Source organism: Candidatus Limnocylindrales bacterium (assembly GCA_035571835.1).
Lineage (GTDB): Bacteria > Desulfobacterota > Binatia > UBA1149 > CAITLU01 > DATNBU01.
The window spans coordinates 55237-80933 of the sequence record DATNBU010000044.1 but is presented as its reverse complement, the minus strand read 5'-3'; the positions used below and the strand labels follow the sequence as shown (position 1 = coordinate 80933).

Sequence of the window (25697 nt, the reverse complement as noted above, 5' to 3'; positions counted from 1 at the left end):
GGGGCAATACTTTTTCGGATGCGCCGCGGAGGCGGGCAGGATCAAGGAGTGAGCGCTTTCCACCCGAGCGTCGGCAGCGCAACGAGCCCGCCAAAGAACAGAACGTTCAGAAGCGCAGCGACGTAAGAAACCGCTATGACGCGAAAGTCCTCCTCCAGCGTGCCGACCGCCAGCAGCAGGATCACGACCGCCGGAAAGAAATTCGTCAGCGGGATCGGCAGCGGCAGCGAGAAGACCAGCGCATGGATGATCCAGATCGTACCGTTGGTAAGCCGGAACCAGCGCTGCGGGAACAGCCATTGCCCCCGCGGCTGCACGACCTTCTCGAGCCGTCCGAGCAGCCTCTCCAGCCGCGCGCAGATGCGAAGCACCACGTCGGGCTGCACGACGAGCGAACGAAGACGCTGAGGCAGCCACGGCGGCCGCTGCAGCGCGACGAATGCACCAACGATTACCAGCACGATCCCGATCGCACTCGAAATGCCTGGAAGCGGAACCGGCTGCAGGAACGGCAGCACGAGAAAGATCGCCACGAATGCGTGTCCCTGCGGACCGCAGATCGCGAACAGCTCGCCGAGTGTCAGCGGGCCATCCTCGGCGCGACGCTCGATCGCGCGCAGGGTCTCGGTGAATCGCTTCCCGCCATCGGTCGAAGCGGAAAAAAGAGAAGTCTTTCGCGATCGGGCTACCATGCGCGGCGAATCGAACCGCGTCTGTATATGGGTTTATTCTCCTGAAAAAAGTCGCTCGGGCCGGGAGCCGGCTCGAAACAACGCGACTGCGCATCCGCCGAATCCTCCCCCTGTCATGCGCGCACCGAGAGCGCCGGCGCAGCGCAGGCTGCCTGCGAGATCATCCATCTCCGGGCGACTGACTTCGTAGAGGTCGCGCAGCGATTGGTGGCTTTCGTCGAGAAGAACGCCGAGGTGCGTCCAATCGTTCGTTCGGATCGCATCGACGGCGGCCAGCACGCGCGCGTTTTCTTCGACGACGTGCTGCGCGCGCCGCTGCAGCACGGGGTACCCTGCGAGCGCGGACAGCTGCTCACGGGTTGCGTCGCGCAGGGAGCGTACGCCGAGCCTACGCGCCGCCTCGCGGCACTGTTCGACGCGAAGCGCGAACTCGCCCTGGCCAAGATCGTGCGGCAGCTCCGAATCGACGACGACGACTTCGACCTCGGAGCCGGGAAGCGCAACCTGGCGCCACGAGTTGTCGCGGCAGTCGAGCAGCAGCAGATCGTCCGTAGTCGCCAGGATCGAGGCCATCTGGTCCATGATTCCGCACGGCACGCCGGCAAACTCGTGCTCGGCGCGCTGGCACAGCCGCGCTTTGGCGAGCGGCGCGAGCGATGCTCCGGCGAGGCGTTCGACGACTCCCGCTGCGGCGACCTCGAGCGCAGCGCTGCTCGACAGGCCCGCACCGACCGGAACGTCCGAATCGACCCACGCATCGAAGCCGCCGGGGTCGAGCCCGGCCGACAGGCAACCGGCAACGACGCCGCGCACGTAGTCGCCCCACGCCGGCTCGCCGCGCGGCACGATCGGTTCGTCGAGCGAGAATTCGACGTCTCCGCGCGCGAGCGCGCTCGAAAAGCACACGGCCCTGCCCTCGCGCGGCGAAACCGCGATGGCCGTACGACGCGCGAGCGCGAACGGCAGCACGTAGCCGTCGTTGTAGTCGGTGTGCTCGCCGATCAGGTTGGCGCGGCCCGGTGCCGTGATGACGAACTCGGCCGCGCGGCCGAAGCGTGCGCCGAATCCGCGGCGCGTGCGCACGTCGAGAAGCTGCGTGTCGGCGGGCGCGACGATGCGGGTCATTACTGCAGCGCGGAACGCAGGTCCGGCAGCCGGTAACCCTTCTCCTGGAGATCGGCGCGAATGACCTTCTTGTCGAGCTTTCCGGTCGACGTCAGCGGCAGGCTCGCAACGAACAGGATCTCGTCCGGAAGCTGCCACTTCGCGAACGTCTTCGCGAGGTGCTTCGTCACATCGGCAGCGGTCACGATCGCGTCCGGAGCCAGCACGACGAGCGCCACCGGACGCTCGTCCCATTTCGGATGCGGCTGCGCGACGACCGCGGCCTGCGCGACGCCCGGGACCGCGACGATGTCGTTCTCGATATCGACCGACGAGATCCATTCGCCACCGCTCTTGATGAGGTCTTTGGAGCGATCGGCGATGATCAGGTACTGCTCCGCATCGATCTTCGCGACGTCACCGGTCACCAGCCAGCCGTCGTGAAACTTTTCCGGCTGTGGATTGGCGTAGTACTCCGACGCGATCCACGGGCCGCGGATCAGCAGCTCGCCGACGGTTTCTCCGTCGTGCGGAAGCGGCTGGAAATGCTCGTCGACGATCTCGATCTCGAGACCGGGAAGCGTAAGCCCGGCCTTGGCGGCGTTGGCGAACTGCTCGTCGAGCGAAAGCTGGCGCTGCGAGCGCTTGGCGACCTTGCGCGAGATCGTGCCGAGCGGGTTGGTCTCGGTCATGCCCCAGCCCTGGATCATCTCGACGCCGAGCTTGTCCCAGTACCAGCGCATCAGCGACACCGGCGGCGCCGAGCCGCCGCACGTCACGCGCGACAGATGCGAAAGCTCCCAGCGTCCCGGCTCGGCTTCGATCGCTGCGCGAAGTCCCTGCCAGATCGTCGGCACTCCGGCCGAGACCGACACCTGTTCGGCAGCCATCAGGTCGAGAATGTCCTTGGCGTCCATGTGACAGTTCGGAAGGACGTTCTTGCACCCGAGCATGGTGGCCGTGAACGGAAGGCCCCAGCTCATCGCATGGAACATCGGAACGATCGGCAGCACACAGTCGGTTGCCGATAGACCGAGCGAGTCGGTCATCGCCTGCGCCATCGTGTGAAGGTACGTCGAGCGGTGCGTGTACATGACGCCCTTCGGATTTCCGGTGGTGCCGCTCGTGTAGCAAAGACCCATCGGCGAATGCTCGTCGATCTCGGGCCATTCGTACGTCGCCGGCTGCGACGCAATCCATTCTTCATAGCCGACCGTACCCGGCAGCGATGTCTTCCAGGTCCCGCTCGGACTGTCGGAGCAGACGACCCACTGCTCGACGGTCGGCGCCTTCGTAGCGAGAGGCTCGACCAGCTTCAGCAGATCCTCGTCGACGAAGATCACGCGATCGGCGGCGTGGTTGATGATGTATTCGAGATCGCGCTGGCTCAGCCGGATGTTGAGCGTGTGCAGCACGGCGCCCATCGACGGCACCGCGTAGTAGAGCTCAAGATGGCGATGGTTGTTCCACTGGAAGCTCGCGACCCGGTCGCCCTGATGGATGCCCGCCGCGCGAAGCGCGTTGGCGACCTGCGATGCGCGTGCCTTGAGCGCCTGGTACGTCTGGCGATGGAGCCCGCCCGCCATCGTGCGCGTGACGATCTCTTCGTGCGGATTCAGGTGCGGACCGCGGTCCATCAGGCGCGAAAGCAGGAGCGGGGTACGTTGCATGGTCATGTCTGGTCCCTCAAAGCGTGCAGATCGTGCGAGTCATGCGAAAACCGGGCGCGCTATTCACGATTCCGAGCGCGCGCCGGCGCAGCATCACGAGCTCCGCCGGACGCCGTGACGCGAGCTAATAAACGAGTCGGATTGGCGAAGGAACCCGGGCCGCCGACGCCTACGCGGCAACGACGAAATCGTCGCCTTCTGCCCATCCCCATCCGGCCAGGACGGCGCGAATCCTCTCGCGCGCGACGGGCCCGGCCACTGCGCTTACGGCGAACGGCCGCGGCGTCATCGCCTCGAGATCGCGATAGTCGGCGACGCGCCAGCGATGCCCGGCGCCGCGCACGATGCCGCCGATCTTGCGTGCATCGACGTCGGCAAGCCCGTTGGCCACGACGCCGTGGCGCGACAGCGCCTTGACGAGCGCCTTGCCGACCGGCCCCGCGCCGAGCATCCACAGCGATCGGTCACTGGTCGCGGCGCGCTGAAGGAAGCGCGCGAGATACGCGGCACGCAGCTCGAGCAGCGCATCTTCGCTGTACTGCGAATGCGTGCGCGTCGCCTGCAGCGAATGAAGCCGCCACTCGACGAGCACTTCGGGCAAGCGCGCAATGCGAAGGCCCGCCTCGAACGCGCGCAGGAAGAATTCCCAGTCCTCCGGCCACGCCGTCGAGCGCCAGCCGCCGAGCGTTTCGCGCACGACGTCCGTACGCAGCGCGACCGACGGGTGAAGCACCGGACTTTCGATGAAGCGGTCGCGCGCCAGCTCTTCGGGAGTGAGCAGAGCATTCTGCCAGTCGACGTACGCCCGCATGCCGTCCTGGATCGGATCGGCGGAGAACGCCGCAGCGCGCGACGCGACGCCGAACAGCGCCGGGTCGGCCTCAAGCGCAGCGATCTGCTTCGCGAGGCGCTCGGGATGCATGCGGTCGTCGGCGTCCATTCGCACGAGGTATGGAGCGCTCGCGGCCGCGAGCGCGACGTTGAGAGCTTCGGCAATGCCGCGCGCACTTTCGCGAGTCTCGAGCACGCGAACCCGCGCATCGCTCGCGGCGAGCCCGTCGAGCATCGCGCGACTCGAGTCACTGCTGCCGTCATCGACTGCGACGAGCTCGAAGCGCGGTTCGCTCTGCGCGAGGATCGAGTCGAGGCATTCGCCGAGCCAGGGCCCCGCGTTGCGCACCGGAAGCGCGATCGAGACAAGCGGCGGGTGGATCATCTGCGAAACCGGGGCAGGCCGGGGTTTTCGGCAAACCGCGACTGCCGCGGTTTTTGCGGAGACCGCGCGGCCTTGCAACGAGATGGCCTGAGTGCGAAGGGCCGTGGCATGACGACAGACGCGCGGCCGGCGGAACGCGAACGGAAATTCTGGGGCTGGGGCTACGAGGACGAAGCCCCGGGCATCGATCATCAGAAGGCGATCGGCGCGATGCTGGCCGCGCGCTTCGGCTTCGACGTCGGCGAGCCGGCCGCTCCGCCGCGGATCGACGAGATCGCGCTGCGCGCGCCGCGCATAGCGGCTCCTTCGGCGCTCGCAGCGATCGTCTCCGAACGCCCGCTCGACCGGGCATCGCACACGTACGGCAAAGCGTATCGCGACGTCGTGCGCGCATTCCGCCGCGACTTCTCGCCGGCTCCGGACCTGGTCGCGTATCCGAAGAATGAACAAGACATCGTGCGGCTTCTCGACTGGTGCTCATCGGCGCGCATCGCGGCCATTCCATATGGCGGCGGCTCGTCGGTCGTCGGCGGCGTCGAAGCGCGCGGCCTCGACGATTTTGCCGGCAGCATCTCGATCGATCTCGGCGCGCTCGACCGCGTGCTCGAGATCGATCGCGCGTCGCGCTCTGCGCGCATCCAGGCCGGCATCTACGGGCCGGCGCTCGAAGACGCGCTCAGGCCGCACGAGCTCACGCTGCGGCATTTCCCGCAGTCGTTCGAATTCTCGACGCTCGGCGGCTGGATCGCGACGCGCTCCGGGGGCCACTACGCGACGCTTTACACGCACATCGACGATTTCGTCGAGTCGCTGCGCACGGTGACGCCGGCCGGCGTTCTCGAAAGCCGCCGCCTTCCGGGATCAGGCGCGGGGCCGAGCCCGGATCGCTACGTGATCGGATCCGAAGGCTCGATCGGCATCGTCACCGAAGCGTGGATGCGGCTGCAGGACCGGCCGAAGTATCGCGCATCGGCGAGCGCAACGTTCACGGACTATTACGCTGCGGCGCGCGCGGTGCGCGCGTTGTCGCACTCCTCGCTGTATCCGACCAATCTTCGTCTCCTCGATGCCGGCGAAGCCATGACCAGCGGAGCCGGCGACGGCACGCACCACGTCCTGATCCTCGCGTTCGAGTCGGCCGATCATCCGCTCGACGCATGGATGGCGCGTGCGCTCGAGATGGTGCGCGACCATGGCGGACAGTACCCGGAAGGTGCGGGCCGCACGCGCAGCGACGATCGCGCCGGGCGCGAAGGCGCCGCCGGTGCGTGGCGCGATGCGTTCCTGCGCGCGCCGTACATGCGCGACGCGCTGGTCGGCCTCGGCATGATCAGCGACACGTTCGAAACCGCGATCACGTGGGACCGCTTCGAAGCATTTCATTCGGGTGTGACCGAAGCCGTCAGGAGCGAGCTCGAGCGACGCTGCGGCGGAGGCTCGGTCACGTGCCGCTTCACGCATGTGTATCCGGACGGCCCGGCGCCGTATTTCACGATCCTTGCGCCGTCGTCGCCGGAGCGTCAGCTCGAGGACTGGGACGCGATCAAGAGCGCCGCGTCCGAGGCGCTGCTGCGCCTCGGCGGCACGATCACGCATCATCATGCGGTCGGGCGAGATCACATGCCGTGGTACGAGCGCCAGCGGCCGGCGCTGTTCGGCGACGCGCTGGCGGCGGCCAAGCGTGCGCTCGACCCGGCAGGAGTGATGAATCCCGGTGTTATCGTCGGCGCGTCATCGGCCTCGAGCTGACTCGGCGAACAACGGGTTGATGTCGCCGTACAGCATCGCGTTCTCGAACAGGGCCGGCGTGTAGCCGTCGGCGAGAAACGTCGCCGCGGCGTCTCGTGCTCTTCCCCACGCGGCCTGCGCGATCGACGAGCCGGCGCTCACCCTGCGCACGCCGAGCTTTTCGAGCTCGCGAGACGGCGACAGACCGTGCCACGCGAGCACGTTCAGCGGCAGCCCGCACGACGCTGCGATCTCGCGGATCGCGTCGTCCGCGACGACCTTCGGAACGAAGAAGCCGTCGGCGCCTGCGTCACGGAACATGCCGGCCCGCGCGAGTGTTTCGCCGACCAGGCGGTTCTCCGGCACGAGCGCACGCAGATATGTGTCCGTGCGAGCGTTGACGAACATGCGCACGCCGGCACGATCGGCGCCCTTTCGCGCCGCTTCGAGCTTTCGCACGAAAAGGTCGGGAGGCATCGCGCCGTCCTCGAGGTTGATGCCCACCCCGCCGGCGCCGGCAATCGCCGCGACCGCTTCCGAGACGTCTGCCGGATCGTCTGAATAACCGCCTTCCATGTCGACGCTGAGCGGGATCCTGATCACGCGAACGATCGATTCGACCGCCGCAGCGAGCTTCGTGACCGGCAGCGCGTCGCCGTCGGGAAACCCGAGCGACCATGCGAGCCCTGCGCTCGTCGTCGCAACGGCGCGCGCGCCGAGATGCTCGAGCAGCCTGGCACTTCCTGCATCCCAGCAGTTGGGCAGCAGCAGCAGCCCGGGCCCCGCATGAAGCGAATGAAAGATGTCGGCGTTGGTTGTCATCGGGATCTCCTATGCGCCGACCTTAGCAGCCGCGTCACGAGGACTCTGGCGATTTCCGGACCTCATCGAGAACGGGAAAATCGGGGACAGACACCGATTTCCGGAAATCGGTGTCTGTCCCCGCTTTTCCGGTCTTCAGTTCCCTGCCAGATAGGACATCGCGACGGCGGCATGAAGCGCCGCCCCGCTCGCGAACACGGATTCGTCGAGCTTCATCAGGTCCGAGTGCAGCGGGCCGCCGCCTTCAGTTCGAGCACCGAGGAACGCGAACGCACCGGGCACGCGCTCGAGCATGTACGAGAAGTCCTCGGCGCCCATGACCGGGCTCGGCATCCGCAGCACGCGAAGGCCGACGCGCTCGGCCGTACGCTCCATGAGCTCGACCGGTGCATCATGGTTCACGGTCGGCGGATATCCGTCGTGCACGCTGACGTCGACGTGGATGCCGCGCGCCGCGGCAACACCGCGCGCGATCCGGCGAAGCTGCTCGTGGGCAGCAGCACGACCGCGTCCGCTGAGCGCGCGGATCGTCCCGCCGCATTCGGCGATCGGTGGAATCACATTGTTGGTCGTGCCCGCGCGAACCTGCGTCACGCTGAGCACCACGCGATCGTCCGGATCGGTCTCCCGTGCGGCCGCGTGCGAAAGCCCGTCGACGAACGGACCGATGGCCGGGATGGGATCGCGCGTGTGATGAGGCATCGATGCGTGCCCGCCTGCGCCCTTGAACGTCACCATGAACGAATCGGCCGACGCCATGATCGTGCCCTTGCGCACGCACAGCGTTCCGGCCGGAGAGCTCGGATCGACGTGCAGCGCGAAGGCCGCATCGACGCCCGCAAGCGCTTCTTCCTCGATCATGATTCTCGCCCCGCCGTAGCCTTCCTCGCCCGGCTGGAACAGAAGACGCACCGTTCCACCGAAGCCCGCTCGCCGCGCAACCAGAATCTCCGCCGCCCCGAGCAGCATCGAGATGTGCGCGTCGTGGCCGCAGGCGTGCATGCAGCCCGTGTTCTTCGACGCGAAGTCGAGATCGTTGTGCTCGCCGAGCGGCAGCGCATCCATGTCGGCACGAAGCGCGACCGTCTGCGGCCGGCCCGCCGTCCCGCCGATTCCTCTGATCTCGGCGACTACCGAGCTCAGCGCTTCGCCAGTTTTGATCGAATCGACACCGATCCGTTTCAGCTCTTCGACGATCACCGCTTCGGTAGCCGGAAGGCGAAGCCCGAGTTCCGGGAACATGTGGATGCGGCGGCGGTTGGCGACCATACGCTGGGAAAGCTCGCCCGCTTCCGCGCGAAGCGCATGCATGAGCGTCAGTTCGGTGGTGTGCAGGCTCATAGGACTCCTTGATCTGCGGGCGACGCAATGCGCGCCAGCAGACGATCGATCACGCGTTCGTACACGGCGCGTTCCTGGCTGCCGGGCAGCTGGAACCCGCCATCGATGACGACGCACGGCACGCCGGAGATGCCGAGCTCGAACGCTTCGTTGTGCTCGGCGACGACGAGCGCAGCGAGCGCCGGATCGTCGAGATCACGCTCCATCGCCGATTCGTCGAGTCCGCATTCGCGCGCGACGAGGAGGATGTTGCGGCGCGACGTCACGTCGAGATTGCGCGCGAAGTACGCTTGCATCAGCGCGCGATGATACGTCGTGAAGGTGTCGTTCTCACCGCTGCTCTTCTGTCGCGCGGCAGCCTTGACGGCGATCGCCGGCGGCAGCGAATGCGACGGCGGCGGCTCGTCGGTCTGCCACACGCGAAATTCGCCGGCATCGGGCTGCGCAGCCGGCCGCAGCCACGATTCGGTATAACGGCGGAATCGTTCCGGCGACTTCGGCTCCGGATTCGGCCGCAGCAGATAGCTTTTGTAGACGAGATCGAGGCGGACTTTGTCGCGGACGTCGTGCTGGACGCGTTCGAGGCAGACCGCAGCGTTGTAACACCACGGACACAGCACATCGGACCAGATGGTGAACCGAATTCGTGGAAGCGTCACGCGGATGGATCGTGGCACCGCAGTCGCGCGACCTCAAGGCGGCCGCGCGCGGGTCAGTTGCAGGTCGGTCGTCGCCGGTCGCCGATCGTCCAAGCCGATCGCAGGGAATCGCAGGTCAATCGGTGGATCGCGTGCGCCCGATCGGTGCCGGAAGTCCGTCGATGCTGAGCGCGTTCTTCTCGGCGCGGTAGTTCTTCAGGCCTTCGTCGCCCTTCTTCTCGGCCCAGCGCACCAGCGTGTCGCGCTGGCGCGGATTGTCCATGCGCGGCACCGCGTAGCCGCACGACGTCTGCACGCGCTCGACGTCGAGCACGATGATCTGGCGCTCGCCGACGATGTCACCGAAATGCGGGCGCAGCAGTCCGTAGGCGTGATCGTCCGGCAGCACGGTGCGTCCGCGGCCGTAGAGGCGAAGGATCATCGTCCTCGCACCGAAGCTGCACAGCATCAGCGTAAGGCGGCCGTTCTCGGCAAGATGCGACGAGGTTTCGTTGCCGCTGCCGGTAAGATCGAGGTACGCGACCATCGTCGGTCCGATCACGCGCAGCGTATCGAGGCCTTTCGGCGACAGGTTGACGTGTCCGCCGGAAAGCGGGGCCGTGGCCACGAAAAACATCGGCTGCTCGGCGATGAACGCGGCCAGGTCTTCGGAGATGTGATCGAAAACTTCCATTTCTGCTCCGGTCGAAAACGGGCACAGGTACAGATTTCCCGGTGCGAAGATGTGTACTTGTCGCCTCGCTTTGGGAAATCCGTACCAGTCCCCTCCAGATCCCTCCAGTCCCCCTAGCCGACGCGGTCCATGTCTTCTTCGAGCGTGTCGCGGATGTGGCGCAGCGTTGCGCGCATCGCGGACTTTTTGGTGAGCGCGAACGCGGGCTGCTTGAGCTGTGCGAGGGCTGCGGCTTTCGCCTTCGCGGCGCTCAACAGGTCGGCGGCCGGCACCACCTCGTCGAGATAGCCGGCATCGACTGCTTCGCGCGGCTGGTAGATGCGGGCGTGCGCCGTGGCGGCAAGGAAATGCCGCTTCGACAGCCGCTCGCGCGCGACCTCCATCGCAAAAATCGGCAGCGGCATTCCGATGGCCACTTCGTTCAGGCCGATCTTGGCATCGATGTCGGCCCCGATCCGCCAGTCGACGCAGCACAGCCACACCGCTCCCGCCGCCAGCGCATGGCCGCTGCACGCGAGCACGATCGGGCGAGGAAACTCGGCCATGCGAAGGAACAGATGCGCGCCCTTTTCGACGAGCACGCGGCGCTCGCGCGCACCGGCCATCATTACCGTCAGATCGAAACCTGCACAGAAGCGGCCGGCACGTCCGGTCATCACGACCGCCGCGACGTCATCCGTCTCCGCACGGTCGAGCGCCTCGCCGAGGCCGTCGAGGACGTCGGCCGACAAGGCGTTTGCACGGCCGTCGTCGACGGTGACGACGGCCGTCGTGTTTTCGATCGTTACGGTTACTGCGCTGGTGCTCATGGGCACCGCAGATAGACAGGTCCGGCTTCGAAGACAACGAGTGTCGCCGGCCGGGTCGCCGTCGTCTACGAGCGGGATTCCGGCGCCCGCAGCGACAGCACGACCGGCGACAGCATCGCCGCTACCCACGCGGCCACGAGCAGCGGCACGTAGTGCGAGATCGCCAGGTGCCACGAGTCGCAGCTCGGGCACGCCATCTGCACGACGACGGCCGCGGCGAGCAGCGCCGCGCACGCGCTGAAGAGCCCGACACGCAGCGGGTCGAGCGGCGCAAGCCGCCGCAGGAACAGAAGACCGGCAAGCCACGCAGGCGTCGCGACGAGCAGCGTGTTCTTCGTGCAGCCGAACCCTTCGACGACCACCGCTGCAAATCCGTGGAACGACCCACCCCATGGCGAGAATACGATCATCGCGACCGCGAGCACGGGCGGAAGCGCGAGCACGAATGCGCGAAGCGCACGGGAGACAGGCCGGCCCGGCACCGAAAGCATCGTCATCGTGCGCGCACTCGCCACAGCGCCGGCAGCAAGCGCGCCGAGCAGCCCGGCAAACGCCGGATCGAAGATGCGCTCCGGCCGCGCCATGTGGAACCCGAACAGCCAGGCCACGACGAGCACGACGGCAATCTCGAGCGCGACCGCTATAGCGACCATGCGCCCGGACCGGACCGGGCGCACCGGAGCGAGATCGGCAACCAGCCGGCCGACGAGATCGCCGGAAGTCGATGTGCGCGGATCGCTCATTCTTCGCTCCCGAGCAGGCCGCGCCGCAGCACGCCATAAGCGCGATGTGCGCGGACCTTGAGTGCGGAAATGCTGACGCCGGCGCGTTCGGCCGCCTCTTCGACCGACAGGCCTTCGATCTTCAGCATCGAGAATGCTTCGCGCTGCGATTCCGGCAGACGTTCGAGCAGCTCGAGGAATTGTCCCCAGCCGGCGCTCGGCTCTTCGGCGACGATTTCCGCGACCGCATCGTCGCCGACTTCGAGGTCGCCGCGCCGGCGGCGCCGGCGGAGATGATCGATGAAGCGGCTGCGCGCGATCGCATAGAACCACGGCTCGAAGGAACGTCCGGGCTCGAAGGTGTGTCGCACGCGGTGCATCGTAAGAAGAACGTCCTGGCAGATGTCGTTTGCCGCCTCCTCGTCGCGGATCCGGCGTTTCACGTACGAGCGCAGGACCGGCTGCAGCTCCTCGAGAAGCACGCGATACGAGTCCTGGTCGCCGGCCTGCGCCGCGAGCATCAGGGCCGCGAGGTCTGCGCCCATTCTCAAGTCGATCGTGCTCCGCCAGCGGTCGAAAGCGTTCGGGCCATCACGTGAGACGCCACTCAGCGCGCAAGGTTACTTGCGGCATGCTCTGGATTCGCAGCCATCTGATCGAGCAGGCCGGTGACGTCCTGCAGTCGGCCGGACGGCCACTCGGCGAAATAGAGGACCGCGCGAACCGGGAGGTCGTCTCCGCAGCGCCCGCGCACCAGATCGCGATAACGAGCCAACTGGGGCGCGTACTGGCGGCGCACCGCGTCGACCGGGTCGGCAGCCGGGACGAGCGTCTCGTCATCCTCGGTGGGCTCGCCGGGACGGCCCGTCTTGAAGTCGACGATCCATCGCGTGCCGTTCTCGACGAAGCTGCGATCGACGGCTGCGCTGGTGAGCCGCCGGTCGCGGTCGGTGTAGGCAAGCATCGCCCACTCCGACCGTGCGTCGTCGTGCGCCGCGAGAAGCCACCGGCCGTCGGCGTCTTCGAGCGTCGCGACCAGCGCAGCGCTTACGCGTGCGACCGCATCGTCGAGCTCCACCGGCAATACGCCTGCGCTGCGAAGGGCATGTGCGATCACCGTGCGTTCGGCCGTGACGCGCGCCGGCGGCCAGGCGTCGGGCCCGTCACCGGCGATGCGCTGCACGAATGCGTGGTAGACGGTGCCGATGTGCGCAGATTTGCGGCTGTGGGAAAAGAACTTCGGCGTTACCTCCGCCAGCGCCGACGGTGCCGCGGAAGACACCGAGCGATCGACGATGCCGGCCGGCACGCTCGCCAGCGCCGGCTCGACACCGAGTCGCAGTGACGGCGCCCGCACGCCTGCCGGCGGGTCGGCAACCATCGCAATGCGTGCACTCGTCAACGGCAGCGCCGGCTCGAGCGCCGCGAGCAACGACGCAACGTGCGGCTTCCCGGTCTTCTTGCTCAGCCGTCCGTGCGCTGCCGACAGGATCAGGCGATGTTTCGCGCGAGTCGCGGCAACGTAGAGCACGCGCAGGCGCTCGTTGTCGCCGCGCCGCTTTTCGCGATGCTGCAGGAAGACGTACTTGTCGCCGTCCTCGTCGTTGCGGCCGCGCGCCTCGCGCGGCGCGACCATCGCCAGCAGGCCGGTCTTCGCATTGGTTTCCATCGCCAGCGGCATTCCGTCGTTGCCGCCGGTACCGCGCCCGAGCGCCGGCAGGATCACCGTGTCGAACTCGAGCCCCTTGGCCTTGTGCATCGTCATGATCTCGACGTCCGCGTCCGCATCGAGATCGACCGCTGCTTCGGTGTCTGCCAGCGCCGCGGCGAGGTCGTCGAGATCGACGCTGCCGCCACGCGCATGCGACGCGAGCAGATCGAAGAACGCATCGGCGTCGAGTGCAGCCGTACCGGTCGTCTGCGAAGGTGACGCCAGTCCGCCGAGACGCAGCCACGCGGTGCGTACGACCGAGTCGATGCTGCGCGTGGCGAGCTCCGCGCGCGCAGCGTCGAGGATGCCGAGCAGGCGAGCGATGCGGCGGCGCGAATCGTCGCCGACCCGCGACAGCGCTTCGCGATCGCGAAGCAGCAGCGGGATCGCCGTGGCGCGCCGCGCGGACGTCGCCGCAACGCTGGGCTCGACGAGCAGCGCGAGATCGGAAAACGGCAGGCCGACCTGAGGCGAATGCAGCACGGCGAGCCAGCTCAGCCGATCACCGGGATGAACGATCGCGCGCGTCAGCGCCTCGAGATCCTGCGCGACCCCGCGGTCGCCGAGCATGTCGAGGCCCGGAGCGCGAAGCCGCACGTCGGGGGCGCGGCTCTCGAGTGCCCGCAGCAATGGCAGCGCATGACTGCGGCCGCGCACGAGCACTGCGATCGGTGCGTGGCCGGCCGACGCCGCGCCGCGCGTGCGGCGCTCGCGAGCGTCGGCCGCGATCCAGTCGGCGAGACCCGCCGCTTCGACAGCGTCTGCATCGGCGTCGCGCGGCAGCGACGGCGAGTCCCACATCACGAAATCGACGGCTATGCCTTCGGCGGCTCGCGGGCGGGTCGAAGCCGACGCGAATGCAACGAGCGAGCGCGCCGCATCGTCGTGATCGCCGAGCAGCGTCGAGAATGCGCCGTTGACCCAGCCGACGATGCTTCGCGTCGAGCGGAAGTTGACGACCAGGCCGAGCGAGGTCAGCGGACAGGTCGCGAGGAAATCGGCATCACGGCGCGCCGACAGGAACAGCCCGACTTCCGCCTTGCGGAAGCGGTAGATCGATTGCATCGGATCGCCGACCAGAAAGAGCGTGCGCCCGTCGCCGTGCTGCCATCCCGACGTCAGGCCGCGCAGCAGGCCGCACTGCAGCACGCTCGTATCCTGGAACTCGTCGACGAGAATGTGCTCGATGCGCGCGTCGAGGTTTTCGAGCGTCTCGCCGGGACGCAGCGCATCGACCGCTGCGAGGGCAACCTGCGCGAAGTCCACTTCGCGATGCTCGCGGAACACGAGCCAAAGGGTCGCCGCCGCATGCCGGAGCACGGCGAGGAACGCGCCGAGCGCGGCGCGGCCTTCTTCGCCAAACCGCGGCGAGCTCGCGAGCTTCGTCGAGCGCTTGAGCGCGCGGCGCCAGGCCTTGCCGTGCGCCTCCGGGAGCCCGGCGATCTCCTCGAGCAGGCCGTCGAGGAGCGCTTTCGTCGTCGGATCGCCGCCGTGCACGTCGTCGCTGTTGCTTCGCGGCGTGCGCAGCTCGCCTTTCTTCGCGAGCAGTGCCGCGGCCTGTTTCCAGGCCGGTGCCGATTCGATCCGGGGGCCGAGAAAATGCGTCGCGCCGAGCGTCGGCCAGTCCTCGGGCTGCGCGTCAGGCTGCGCGCGGCTTCGGACCGCGACATCGTGAATGCGATCGAAGAAACCATCGTCCAGGCCGGCGGCGACCTCGGCGACCTCGGCGGCGAGCGCTTTGGTCATTGCAGCTTCGATGCGGGCGACCCACGCGGCTTCGTCGTCGCTGTGCTCGCTCACTCCCTCGAGCCACTGGTCGCGGCGGGAAAGCATTGCGACCAGCTGCGCTTCGAGCCTGTCGAGGCCCATCTCGTAGCGCTCGAGCAGGACCTCGAGCGGCTCGGCAAGCCCGGCGCGTCCCTCCGACGACAGCGTGCGGCGTGCGGCTTCGCGGTAGAGCGCGTTCGGATGCTCGACCACACGCGGCGTGCTGCCGAGTCGCGACAGCAGCGGCGTGCCCGACACGATCCGCGAGCAGTAGCTGTCGATGGTGAAGACCTGCAGCCGCGACGGCGAGCGCAGCAGTTGCCAGCCGAGCGCCGCGTCGCGCGCCAGAACCGCGCTCGCAAGCTCGCGGCTCTGCCGCGCGAAGTCGTCCACGGGCGGCATGCGGCTTTCCTCGGCGTCGCGCAGCGCATCGATGATGCGGCGGCGCATCTCGCCGGCAGCCTTGCGGGTAAACGTGATCGCAAGCACCGCTTCCGGGCGCTCGACGCGCGCGAGCAACGCGAGGAAACGCTGCACGAGAAGCCCCGTCTTGCCGCTGCCTGCAGGAGCCTGCACGACGAAGCTCTGCCCGACGTCGAGCGCCAGGCGCCGCTGCTCGACGTCCTCGATCGCATCGATCGACGCGGCGGCGCTCATTCGCCGTTCTCCTCTTCGCCGTTCTGGTCGTCGGCTGCGCCGCTCTCGCCCACACGGCACAGCGCGTGTCCGCGACAGAGCGTGCAGACGGCCGATTTGCGCGGATCGACGCCGGCATCGCCTCGCAGATAGGCGTGCGCGAGCTCGCTCGTTGCGGCGAGATAGGCCGAGACCGCGGTGTCGTAGTCGGCCCTGGTCCTCAGCTTCTTCCTGGTCGGCGGCGCGAACTTGTCCGAGAACTCACGCGCCCCGGCGCCTGCGAGCACGCAGGCGTCGCGAGCCGAAAGATTGCCGAACGCAATGCCGTCGACGCTGTAGCCGGCAGCCATGCGCAGCGCGAGATACAGCGGAAGCTGCGGCTCGGCCGGCCGGTCGCCGTTCCACGCGCTCGGAGTCTTGGCCGAACCGGAAGTCTTGAAATCGATGATGACGAGCGCGCCGTCTTCGACGCGATCGATGCGGTCCGGCCGGTAGTGGAAAGTCAGCGGCGTCTCGGCGTCCGGCGGGAACGTCCCGGTGAAATCCGCTTCGAGCGATTCCACTGCCCACGGTCCGCGGCGGTCGTCGCGCTCGTGACGCATCCACGAAGCGACGAGCTCGGCGAGCCACATGCGCGCGGACGCGGCAAGATCGGGCGCGTCGTCGAACACGTCGCCCGCGCCGTCGACGGTTTCCCGCGCAACGTCGCGTGCAAGCTCGTCGATATTTCCATTCCCCAGTCCCTTGAGGTCGTCGGAGGTCGGGATCAGCCGGTACGCAGCGGCGAGCGCGGCGTGCACGAGCGTGCCGCGCTGGGATGCATTCGGCTGCGGGCCGATGGCGTCGAGCGGTTCGGCGCCGAGCCGTACGGCTGCGAACGCACGAAACGGACAGTCGCTCTGATGGCGCAGGATCGATGCGCCTCCGCTTCGCACCAGCGGCGCGACAGGTTTCTCCGCAGGCCTCGGTTCCAATGCAGCCGAGGCAGCAGCCCACCACGCAACTCCTTCGCTGCGGCCGGCATCCATCGGCTCGAGGCCGGCGATGCATGCGGACGCGACGTTGTCTTCGCCGCTGTCTCCGGCGCTCGCATAGCTCGCATGCACCTCCCCGGCCGATCGGAGCACGCGCTGCCACACGCGGTCGGCGAGCTCACGCTCGGCTTCGACGGAAACCCGCGGCATTCCCGGCTGCACGCGCTGCCAGCGGACGGGCAGCAGCGGATTCGGCCGCGGCGCTGCCGGAAAAACGCTTGCCGTCATCCCGATCGCGTAGACGACGTCGAAGTCCAGCCCTGCGGCGTCGAGCAGGTTCATGACCTGGACGCTGTGATGCTCGGAAGCCGGCTGCACGGGCGTCTGCTCGCAGATCTCGCGAAGACGGCGCAGAGCTTCTGACGCATCCATCGACTGCTCGACGAACTCGAGCATCGCGAACGCGTCCATCGCGTCCCGCCAGCGGCGGAACACCAGGCCCTCGACGTCGCCGCGCAGCGGGCCCGGCCAGTCGCACATCTCGAGGCGATCGATCCATTCGCTGCGCCAGCCGCTCGGAGATCGCCTCTTGCCGTTGTCGGCTTCGAGCCTGCGCGAAATGGTCTCGAGCGCGCGTGCGCGCCGCTCCAGTCCACCCTTGCGAAGCGCAGTCGCAAGACTCGTCTCGCTGAACGCGAGCCTGAGCGCCGCAGCGCGCTCGCGCCTGAGGCGCGCTTCTATGGTGCCGCGACGGATGCGGTCGTCTGCGCCATTGTCGATCGGCGCGCCGGCGCCGGCCGCGCTTACCGTGCGCGGAAACTCACCGAGCAGGATGCGCGATGCCGCGCCGAAATCGACGCCGTGCGAAGGCAGCGCAAGCAGCTCGAGGGCCCCGGCGACCAGCGGATAGTCGGCGAGTTTCGGAGCCTCGGCGTAGTCGAAGCGGCGCCTGGAGACGGCGCCGATTGTGAGCATTCCCGGCGCATCGAGCTCTTCTTCGAAGATTCGCTCGAGTCGCGCTCCGTAGGCCGACGGATCGGGCGTAAGAACGGCGACGCGCAGATTGGGGTCGGCAATGAGGCGTTCCCGAATGCGGGCGGCAACGGTGCGCAGCTCGGACGCCGGCGTCGCCGCGCGCCAGACCTGCGCAGCGGCGGCCGCTCTTGCCGGTTGCGTGATACGGTCGCGGATCTGGATGCCGCGCGCGCCGAGTGCTGCGACGATCCGCGCGAGCGCAGGCTCGTGCTTTTCGAACGCCGGCGCGACGAGGATTGCCGGCAACGGAGCGCCCAAATCGTCGTGCTCGATCGCATCGGCAATCAGAGCCGGCAGCTCGGCTGCCGTGACGAAGTCGCGTTCGTCGAGCCACGCGCGAAATGCCGGCAACCAGTCGCGAAATGCCTCGGCATCCTGTGTCATCGGATCCGACCACGACGGCTCACCCCAAAGACAGCAGCGTTCCCACGCCGTCGCCGCCGTGCCCGCGAGCGCGCTGACGTCGAGCAGCTCGCGCGGAAGATCGCCCGGCATGCGAAAGATGATCTTCTCCCACGCGAGCCGCTCGGCTTGCGGTGACAGAAGTACGCGGGCCGGACGCCCGCTCGCCGCCCGGTGTGCGAGGAGCTGGAGGCCGAGCCGCCGCATCCAGTCGTCGACCGAATCGATGGACGCGGCGTCACCGACTTCGCGACCCGCCGCGGCCCGAAGCTCGGCGACCCGAAGCGTCAACGCGCGCGCGAGTCTTCGGGTCGGCGTGACAATCCAGGCCGGCGGATCGGAGTCGACGAGGCGAAGCAGCTCTGCGTCGTGGGCAGCGTCGGGCAAGCGTCAGTCCCCGGGCGGCGGATCGCTCGCGCGGATCCGTGCGAACAGCGCGCGGATGCGGTTCGCGTTGACTCCGAGGTCGCCTTTGCCGACGCGCGACTTCGAGCGCACGTCGACGCGCGTTCCCCCCTCGGCATACGGGCGCAGGCGCACGACGACGTCATCGGCGAAATGAAACAGCGACGACGTCTCGGTGGCTTCGATGCGGCCCTCTTCGCGGCTCTCGCCGATGATCTCCATGCGCGGCATGCTGGCGAGCGCAGCGCGCACCTTCTCGTACGCAACCGCCGGCGGATAGCCGAGGACCAGCGACGCAAGATCCTGGTAGCCTTCGTTCTGCTGCGCAGCGAACCCTTCCGGGTAGCTCATGTCGCGGCCGGGATTCGCGTTGAGCGCGGCGACGAACTTCGGCGGATCTTCGGTGTCGGTGGTGATGTCGTTGATGCGCGGCACGCCGCGGCCTTTCGACGCGGGAACCAGGATCGCGACCAGCACCATCGCGCAAAGCGCGAGGCCGCGAACGGCAGAGCTGCGACCTTCGCGGTTCTTGGCGGGCGCGGTTGCAACGTAGCCGACGATCGACATCACCAGGCCGATCAGCGACATACCGAGAGCGAGCACGACGAGCGCGAATCCGCCGATCGGCGGAAGCAGGCCGAGTGCCGCACAGCTGACGCCGACCACGCCGAGGATGGCCGCGGCGACGCCGAGCGTGCTTCCATACTGTGCCGCTGCCGATGTGGAACGTTGGATGGTAGCCATAGGGGCCGGATCCTATACCGCCCGCCGTACCGAGCGACAGTGCCGATGCGCCCGCCGCGCGCCCGCTGTGCAAACCTGAAAATCGGGGTCAGACACTGGTTTCAGGAAATCGGGGACAGACACTGGTTTTCCGAAATCGGTGTCTGTCCCGGATTTCGCCGATTTCGTCGCGGCCTCGCTGCAGGAACGGGCGCCCGGTATCGTCGGCGCATGCTCGTCCGCATCGAACGGCCCGCCGGCCATCCGCATGTCGCTCTGGTTACGATCGACCGGCCCGCCAAGGCCAACTCGCTCAATCCCGCGGCCCTCCGCGAGCTTGCCGCCGCATGGCGCGAGATCGCCGGCAACGAGGACATCCGCTGCGCGGTGCTGACCGGCGCAGGCGAGCGCGTGTTCTGCAGCGGGATGGACCTTCGCGAGACCATCCCGGTGGCCCAGGCGCTTGCCCGCGGCGAAACCATCGATGCCGAAGCCTTCGAAGGCCTGCGTTCGGTCGGGACGGCAACCCTTGCAGCCTTCGATCTCACCAAGCCGCTGGTCGCGGCCGTGAACGGTCACTGCCGCGGCGGCGGCTTCGACATGATGCTCGCGTGCGAGATGCGCGTCGCCGTGCCGGAGGCGACGTTCGCGCTGGAGGAAGTCGCGCTCGGGCTCTTTCCGACCGGACATGCGGCCGTGATGTTGCCGAGGCAGATCGCGTGGGTGCACGCGCAGGAGATCCTGCTGACGGCGAAGCCTTTTTCCGCGGCGCGCGCGCTCGAGGTCGGCCTCCTCAACCGCGTGGTCGAACGCGATCGCCTTCTGGATGCGGCATTCGAGCTCGCCGACGCGGTGGTCGGCAACGCGCCGCTTGCCGTGCGCGCCACGCGCAGCGGCGTTCGCGAAATGCTTCATCTGCCGCTCGAGGACGCGTACCGTCGCCAGGAAGAGCTCGGACGCCCGCTTCGCCGCACCGAGGATGCTCGCGAAGCGCAGCGCGCATTCGTCGAGAAGCGCAAGCCGCGCTGGCAGGGTCGGTAGCTCGCGGAAAACTCCGTCGTCGCGCCGGGCCGGCAGATCGGAACCCGTCAGTGCAGGCGCCGGTCACCGAGGCGCCGATGCAGCACCGACGCCAGCATCTCGGTCGTGACCGGCTTGCCGATCACCTCTTCAACTCCCGCATCCGCGAGAGCTTGCGGCTCGATGCCCTCGCTGTAACCGCTCATCAGCACGACCGGAATATCCGGCCGGATCTCATGGATGGCGCGCGCGAGCGCCGTGCCGGTAAGCTGCGGCATCGTATAGTCCGTCAGCACGAGGTCGAACGACATCGTGTCCTTGCGCACGAGCTCGAGCGCTTGCGGTGACGACGTTACCGCGGTGACGCGATAGCCGAGGCGCTCGAGCGTGCGGCGGCCGAGCTGCGCAAGCACCGGCTCGTCGTCGACCAGAAGCACGTGCTGGCCGCTTCCCTTCGGAGCCTGGACTTCCTCGACCGGCGCCGGGCGCGTGGCGATGTCCATGTCGGTCGCCGGCAGATACACGTCCACGGTCGTGCCGGCTTGCGGCTCGCTGCGGATGCCGAGGCTTCCGCCGTGCGAGCGCACGATCCCGTGCACGACGGCAAGCCCGAGACCCGAACCCTGGCCCGGAGGCTTGGTCGTGAAGAACGGCTCGAACACGCGATCGATGATGTCGGACGGAATGCCGCCGCCGGTATCGGCGACCTGCAGGCGCGCGTGCAGGCCGGGCTTGAGGTTCGGATGGATCCGCGTCAGCGACGAATCGACGAGCAGCGGAGAAAGCGAGACGGCGAGCCGCCCGCCGCGATCCGACATCGCATGCGCAGCATTGGTCACCAGATTCATGATCACCTGGTGGATCTGCGTCGGATCGGCGGTGACCTGGGGAGTTCCCCGATCGAAACGATGCGCAATCTCGATCGTGGCCGGCAGCGTTGCACGCAGGAGATGCAGCGATTCATTGATCGAGGTCTCCAGGTCGATCGGTTGCCGTTCATCGGGCTGCTGGCGGCTGAACGCGAGGATGCGCTTGACGAGGCTGCGGCCGCGTTCGGCGGCATGGAGGAGCTGCGAAAGATCGGAGGCAGCCGCGCTGCCGATCGGCATGTCGGCCTTGACTAGCTCCGCGTATCCGACCATCGCGCCGAGGATGTTGTTGAAGTCGTGCGCGATGCCGCCGGCCAGCGTACCGACCGCTTCCATTTTTTGCGCCTGCATGAGCTGCGACTCGAGCTCGCGCCGCTGCGTGATGTCGCGCGTGAACGTGACGAAACCCCGCAGTTTGCCGGTCGCGCTGCGCAGCGCCGTCACCAGCACGTTCGAGAAGAAGCGCGTACCGTCCTTGCGCACGCGCCAGCCTTCCATTTCGTGCCGTCCGTCGGACGCCGCATTGGCAAGGATCAGCCGCGGCGCGCCGTCGCGAATATCTTCCTCCGTAAAAAATCGGTCGAACGGGCTGCCGAGGATCTCGACGGCGTTGTAGCCTTCGATGCGTTCGGCGCCGGCGTTCCAGCTCGCCACGCGTCCCTGCGCGTCGAGCATGTAGATCGCGTAATCCTGGACGTTCTCGACGAGCGTACGGAAGCGTTCTTCGCTCTCGCGCAGCTCCTGCTCGGCGCGTTTGCGCAGCGTGATGTCGACGATCGAGCTCAGCACGAAGTTTCCGAGATCGGTGGAAACCGGATTGAGCCCGATCTCGATCGGGATCTCGGCGCCGTCCTTGCGCAGGCCGAACAGCTCGCGGCCCGCGCCCATCGCTCGCGCACGCGGATCGTCCATGAAGCTCGCGCGATGGCTCGGATGCGCGTTGCGGAAACGCTCGGGGACGAGGACTTCGACCGGACGGCCGACCAGCTCGTCGCGCGTGTAACCGAACAGACGCTCGACCTCGCGGTTGACCATGACGATGTTGCCGCCGGCGTCGACCATGACCATGCCGTGCGGCGACGATTCGAATGCGGCGTGAAAACGCTGCTCGGCGCCGCGCCGTGCGCTGATGTCGACGACCGACGCGAGAACATACCGCTGGCCACTGTCTTCGACCGGATTCAGCCCGATCTCGACGGCCACGAGCGATCCGTTCTTGCAGCGGCCGAACAGCTCGCGGCCTGCGCCCATCGGCCTGGCGTGCGGATCGGCGAGAAAACTCTCGCGGTACTGCGGATGCATCGCTTCGGCCGCCGGCGGCACCAGCAGCTCGATCGGCTGGCCGATCAGCTCTTCGCGCGTGTATCCGAACAGGCGCTCGAGCTCGCGATTGACGAGCACAATGCGACCGGCCGCATCGACCATCAGCATTCCGGTCGGAGACAGATCGACCGCCAGACGAAAAATGCTGGCGCTGGCCGGAGAAATATCCTTCATCTTCCGAGGTCGTCCGCTGCCTCCTTACGCCCGCGCATTCGGTACGTCGAGCAGCATCGACCCGGTCGCCGGTCCTCAGTCCGGATCCATTCCCCATTTCACTGCACCGCGACACGCAATCAGCAGGAACACGAAGCAGTAGAGCACCGCGGGCTCGCCTTTGTTGATCGCGGGGAAAAAGTTGGAGTCGAGCTGCAGCATCCAGTGAAACTGGATGTAGGCAACCGCCATCATGCCGCTGCACAGGAACGCCGCGATGCGCGTGCGAAACCCGATCATCACCGCGAGGCCGCCGACGAGCTCGATGATCCCGCCGATCCAGATCTGCGAACCGAACGGGGGAATGAACTCGGTCATCACGCCGAAGATCTTCTGCACTCCGTGGAACAGGAACATCAGTCCGGCAACGATGCGCAGCAGCGCGTAGGCTTCGTCGGAGTATTGGTGCAGCCATGACTTCATTCGTTGTTTCTCCGGTTTTGTTCTGGTGGGCGCGGTGGGAATACGTGGAGCAACGCGACGAGTCATACGGCGACGGACCCCGGTTCAGGGCGCGGTTCCGATCGGCCAGACGCCTCGATCGTGAAGGAAATAACTCCAGTCCGCCGGATGAGGCCGGGGTCGTGGTGACGCAACGACACGACGCACAGAGCGTTTCCGGTACAGACGCGTGACCTGCTTCGCGCGCATGGGGATTCCCGATGCGCCGAAACTCAGCGAGCCTATTGACCGTCAGGCATGCCGGGAATTAGCTGCGGATAACATGACGTAAGTCAGGAGGCCCCGTATGGAACTGAAAACCCCTCGAATGTTCGAAACCTTTGCCCTGGCCGGCGGACTGCTCGTTGCCATGGCAATGGCGCCGGCGATCGCCAGTGCCAATCATGGAAACTGCGGCCAGCCCGCCTCGAATGGACACCGCCCGGCCTCGGTTGATGCTCTGGTGATCCTCAAAACTTCTGTCGCCCACACGCCGTGTGGCGACATCGACAACAGCAATGATGGCGACGATGACGACGATGGCGTTGACGACGGCAGCGACGACGACGGCAACTGTGAATGCGACGTCGACAACTCGGGATCGGTTACGCCGAAGGACGCGCTCCGCGTGCTGCGCGCCGCGGTCGGCTTTCCCGGTCGCCTCGAATGTGCGGAAGACTGCATGCCGGGCGAGACCACAACCACCACGCTTGGCGGAATCGGCCAGCCGACGACCACGACGCTGAGCGGCGACGACGGCGACGATGACGACGGCGGCGGTGACATCGACGATGGCGACGACGACGACGGCGGCGGCGACATCGACGATGGTGGAGACGGCGACGATGACGACGACGACGGCAACACCACGACGACACTCGCCCCGACGACGACCACGCTGCAGGGTATTCCGGGCGTGACCACGACGACGCTCGGCGGAATCGGACTGACGACGACCACGCTCTGCGTCAACGATGGCGATGACGATGACGACGATCACTGCATCGGCACCGGCGGCGACGACGGCGATGACGATGACGGAGACAACGACGATCTGGATTGAGACCGTATAGCCGCGTCATGAAAAAAGGCCCGGGTGTTAACCACCCGGGCCTTTTTTGTTCGCGCTGCGCGCGCGAACATCGCTGTTTTCAGAAGCTCAGAGAATCCCGCCGGCGAAATTACCGTGGAATCCCATCGGGATCCTGTGCTCGAGCCGGCATTTGGCAAGCGGCTTCGCTGCGAGGTTTTGTGCGTCGAGAATCGCGAGGTACGAGCCGTCGCTCAGCCCGTCGTAGACGATCGTGAGCACGAACCCGTCGGATTCGGCCGCATCGGCGTGACGCGGAACGAACACCGGCTCGCTCGGCCACTGCCATTTGCCGAAGTCGTGCACCGCGTTGCTGCCGCCCTGGCGGTCGTAGCGCACGATCGTCGACCACGTGTCGGCCGGATCGCCGCCGGCGCTGCGATCGAGTGCGGCGTATCCGTAACGGTTCTTGTAGCCGACCAGCCGGTCGTCGAGGCGCGGGAACTCCGCGCCGCGCTCGTCGAGCTGGCGCTCGCTGCAGACACCGGTCGCAAGGTCGAGCTCGTAGAGGAACGGCACGGCCGAGAATCCCGGAACCGGACGACCGTCGCGCGCACGTTCGAGCGTCGCAAGCAGCGCGGCGCCGTCGCGATACGTGCACGCGTCCATGAAAATCTTGCCGTTTTCTTCGTACGCGTTGCCGGGATGGAAGATGTAGCCGGGCGTTGGTGCCGTGAACCACTGGGTCTGCGCGCCGGCTTCGCGGCGCCGCACACCGAAACGCAGGCCGAGCTCGGGTTTCCATGTGACGGCTTCCTTGAAGGTGCCGCCGTTCATGATGGTGAGCCCGTCGAAGTGGATCGCGCCGAGGATGAAAACGACGTAGTTCTCGGTGATCGCCATGTCGTGCGCCATCGCGGAAAACGGCGCATCCACACTCTCGGCGAGTGAGCAGGTGCCGTCGGGCTCGACGACATAGAGCTGGAGATACGGCTCGAACGGCTGGTAGCCGTGGATGATCATCTGCCCGGTGCGGTGGTCGATCTTCGGATGCGCGCTCGTGCTCATGCCGAGCATCTTTCCCTGGAAATCGTTGACGCCGACCGGTGCGAGAGTCGTGCGGTCGATCTCGAACGGATACGCGTTCTCGACCAGCGCCATCAGCTTGCCCGCATGGAACACGACGTTCGTGTTCGGCTGGATGCGGAACGGATCGACGGGGTCGGCGACCGTGACGCCGACCGAGTTCATGCAGAAGCGTCCCTCGGCGCGCTCGCGCAGCGTGCTCGGATGCTCGACGACCCGGCCGGTGTACGACACGCGCCCGTCGTCGATGCGCAGCCGATGCACGAGGCCGTCCCCGTCGAACAGATGAAGCGCACGCGATCCTTCGGAGGGCAGCACCTGCTGGGACGGCCCGTTGCGATAGAGCGTGCCGTGAATCTCGCGCGGCACTTCTCCCTCGATATCGGTGAGGTCGTAGGAAGTCTGCGTCGTCGACGGCCGCCACGTGTTGATCCAGAACTGGCGGGCATCGAGGCCGGAAGCCGGTCGCAAAGTCGCAGCGGTTGCGGGGCTTGAAGAAGTTGCGGCAGATGCCCTGCTTGAAGAGGAGGTGGCCGTTTCCATTCCGCTCATGCTGAACTCCTTTTTTTTCCGGCACCGCAGCGCGTGGCGGTGCGCTGATGATTCGAACGGTTTGATCTGCTGCC

20 protein-coding genes are annotated in these 25697 nt (G+C 67.2%); 3 read left to right on the top strand and 17 right to left on the bottom strand.

The genetic code is table 11. The features are described 5' to 3' along the window. Positions 1–41: 41 nt before the first annotated feature. The 4 genes from VN634_21025 to VN634_21010 all read right to left on the bottom strand — a co-directional run bounded on the left by VN634_21025 (position 42) and on the right by VN634_21010 (position 4682). The gene (locus tag VN634_21025) at positions 42–692 is read right to left on the bottom strand and encodes an exopolysaccharide biosynthesis protein (protein ID HXC53382.1); all 651 of its coding nucleotides are present in this window, start codon (positions 690–692) and stop codon (positions 42–44) included. A 33-nt stretch (positions 693–725) separates the two neighbouring features. After that, on the bottom strand, positions 726–1817 hold the full coding sequence (galK, locus tag VN634_21020) for a galactokinase (protein HXC53381.1): 1092 nt from the start codon (positions 1815–1817) through the stop codon (positions 726–728). Beyond that, positions 1817–3472, bottom strand: coding sequence for a long-chain fatty acid--CoA ligase (locus tag VN634_21015; GenBank protein ID HXC53380.1), 1656 nt, complete (start codon positions 3470–3472; stop codon positions 1817–1819). Before VN634_21015 ends, galK begins: the two co-directional genes overlap by 1 nt. 163 nt (positions 3473–3635) lie before the next feature. Then, entirely contained in the window at positions 3636–4682 is a 1047-nt protein-coding gene (locus VN634_21010) for a glycosyltransferase (protein HXC53379.1), read from the bottom strand. A 108-nt stretch (positions 4683–4790) separates the two neighbouring features. On the opposite strand from VN634_21010, the gene VN634_21005 reads away from it, so the two are divergent. Further along, complete coding sequence (locus VN634_21005) at positions 4791–6431, top strand: FAD-binding oxidoreductase (protein HXC53378.1); 1641 nt, start codon at positions 4791–4793, stop codon at positions 6429–6431. Here the strand turns inward: VN634_21005 and VN634_21000 are convergent. The 10 genes from VN634_21000 to VN634_20955 form a co-directional block, all read right to left on the bottom strand. Beyond that, the gene (locus VN634_21000) at positions 6414–7232 is read right to left on the bottom strand and encodes an isocitrate lyase/phosphoenolpyruvate mutase family protein (protein ID HXC53377.1); all 819 of its coding nucleotides are present in this window, start codon (positions 7230–7232) and stop codon (positions 6414–6416) included. The two genes, VN634_21005 and VN634_21000, sit on opposite strands and share 18 nt — an antisense overlap. Positions 7233–7367: 135 nt before the next feature. Next, positions 7368–8573 carry a M20 family metallopeptidase gene (locus tag VN634_20995; protein HXC53376.1) on the bottom strand — a complete coding sequence of 402 codons (1206 nt, stop codon included), beginning with the start codon at positions 8571–8573 and terminating at the stop codon, positions 7368–7370. Further along, positions 8570–9232 carry a DsbA family protein gene (locus VN634_20990; GenBank protein HXC53375.1) on the bottom strand — a complete coding sequence of 221 codons (663 nt, stop codon included), beginning with the start codon at positions 9230–9232 and terminating at the stop codon, positions 8570–8572. The genes VN634_20995 and VN634_20990 overlap by 4 nt, the downstream gene beginning before the upstream one ends. 115 nt (positions 9233–9347) lie before the next feature. Beyond that, positions 9348–9905, bottom strand: coding sequence for a pyridoxamine 5'-phosphate oxidase family protein (locus VN634_20985; protein HXC53374.1), 558 nt, complete (start codon positions 9903–9905; stop codon positions 9348–9350). 113 nt (positions 9906–10018) lie between these two features. Then, a complete protein-coding gene (locus VN634_20980) occupies positions 10019–10714 on the bottom strand; it encodes a crotonase/enoyl-CoA hydratase family protein (protein ID HXC53373.1) in 696 nt (231 codons plus the stop codon). Between the two features lie 65 nt (positions 10715–10779). Continuing rightward, positions 10780–11457 carry an NrsF family protein gene (locus tag VN634_20975; protein ID HXC53372.1) on the bottom strand — a complete coding sequence of 226 codons (678 nt, stop codon included), beginning with the start codon at positions 11455–11457 and terminating at the stop codon, positions 10780–10782. After that, the gene (locus tag VN634_20970) at positions 11454–11981 is read right to left on the bottom strand and encodes a sigma-70 family RNA polymerase sigma factor (protein HXC53371.1); all 528 of its coding nucleotides are present in this window, start codon (positions 11979–11981) and stop codon (positions 11454–11456) included. The genes VN634_20975 and VN634_20970 overlap by 4 nt, the downstream gene beginning before the upstream one ends. A gap of 62 nt (positions 11982–12043) precedes the next feature. Further along, positions 12044–15571 (bottom strand): UvrD-helicase domain-containing protein, encoded by a 3528-nt coding sequence (locus VN634_20965; GenBank protein HXC53370.1) that lies wholly within the window; start codon positions 15569–15571, stop codon positions 12044–12046. After that, complete coding sequence (locus tag VN634_20960) at positions 15568–18348, bottom strand: PD-(D/E)XK nuclease family protein (protein ID HXC53369.1); 2781 nt, start codon at positions 18346–18348, stop codon at positions 15568–15570. Before VN634_20960 ends, VN634_20965 begins: the two co-directional genes overlap by 4 nt. Before the next feature lie 3 nt (positions 18349–18351). Next, a complete protein-coding gene (locus tag VN634_20955; GenBank protein ID HXC53368.1) occupies positions 18352–19110 on the bottom strand; it encodes a DUF1499 domain-containing protein in 759 nt (252 codons plus the stop codon). A 210-nt stretch (positions 19111–19320) separates the two neighbouring features. On the opposite strand from VN634_20955, the gene VN634_20950 reads away from it, so the two are divergent. Further along, positions 19321–20130: an enoyl-CoA hydratase-related protein gene (locus tag VN634_20950; GenBank protein ID HXC53367.1), complete on the top strand. Its 810-nt coding sequence runs from the start codon at positions 19321–19323 to the stop codon at positions 20128–20130. A 47-nt stretch (positions 20131–20177) separates the two neighbouring features. On the opposite strand, the gene VN634_20945 is transcribed toward VN634_20950, so the two are convergent. Beyond that, positions 20178–22475, bottom strand: coding sequence for a PAS domain S-box protein (locus VN634_20945; GenBank protein HXC53366.1), 2298 nt, complete (start codon positions 22473–22475; stop codon positions 20178–20180). 75 nt (positions 22476–22550) lie between these two features. After that, positions 22551–22937: a DoxX family protein gene (locus VN634_20940; protein HXC53365.1), complete on the bottom strand. Its 387-nt coding sequence runs from the start codon at positions 22935–22937 to the stop codon at positions 22551–22553. A 325-nt stretch (positions 22938–23262) separates the two neighbouring features. Here VN634_20940 and VN634_20935 point away from each other — a divergent pair, with 325 nt between their 5' ends. Beyond that, entirely contained in the window at positions 23263–24018 is a 756-nt protein-coding gene (locus VN634_20935; GenBank protein HXC53364.1) for a hypothetical protein, read from the top strand. A gap of 96 nt (positions 24019–24114) precedes the next feature. Here VN634_20935 and VN634_20930 read toward each other — a convergent pair whose 3' ends face one another. Further along, positions 24115–25542, bottom strand: a complete 1428-nt coding sequence (locus VN634_20930) for a carotenoid oxygenase family protein (GenBank protein ID HXC53363.1) — start codon at positions 25540–25542, stop codon at positions 24115–24117. Between the last annotated feature and the right edge of the window lie 155 nt (positions 25543–25697).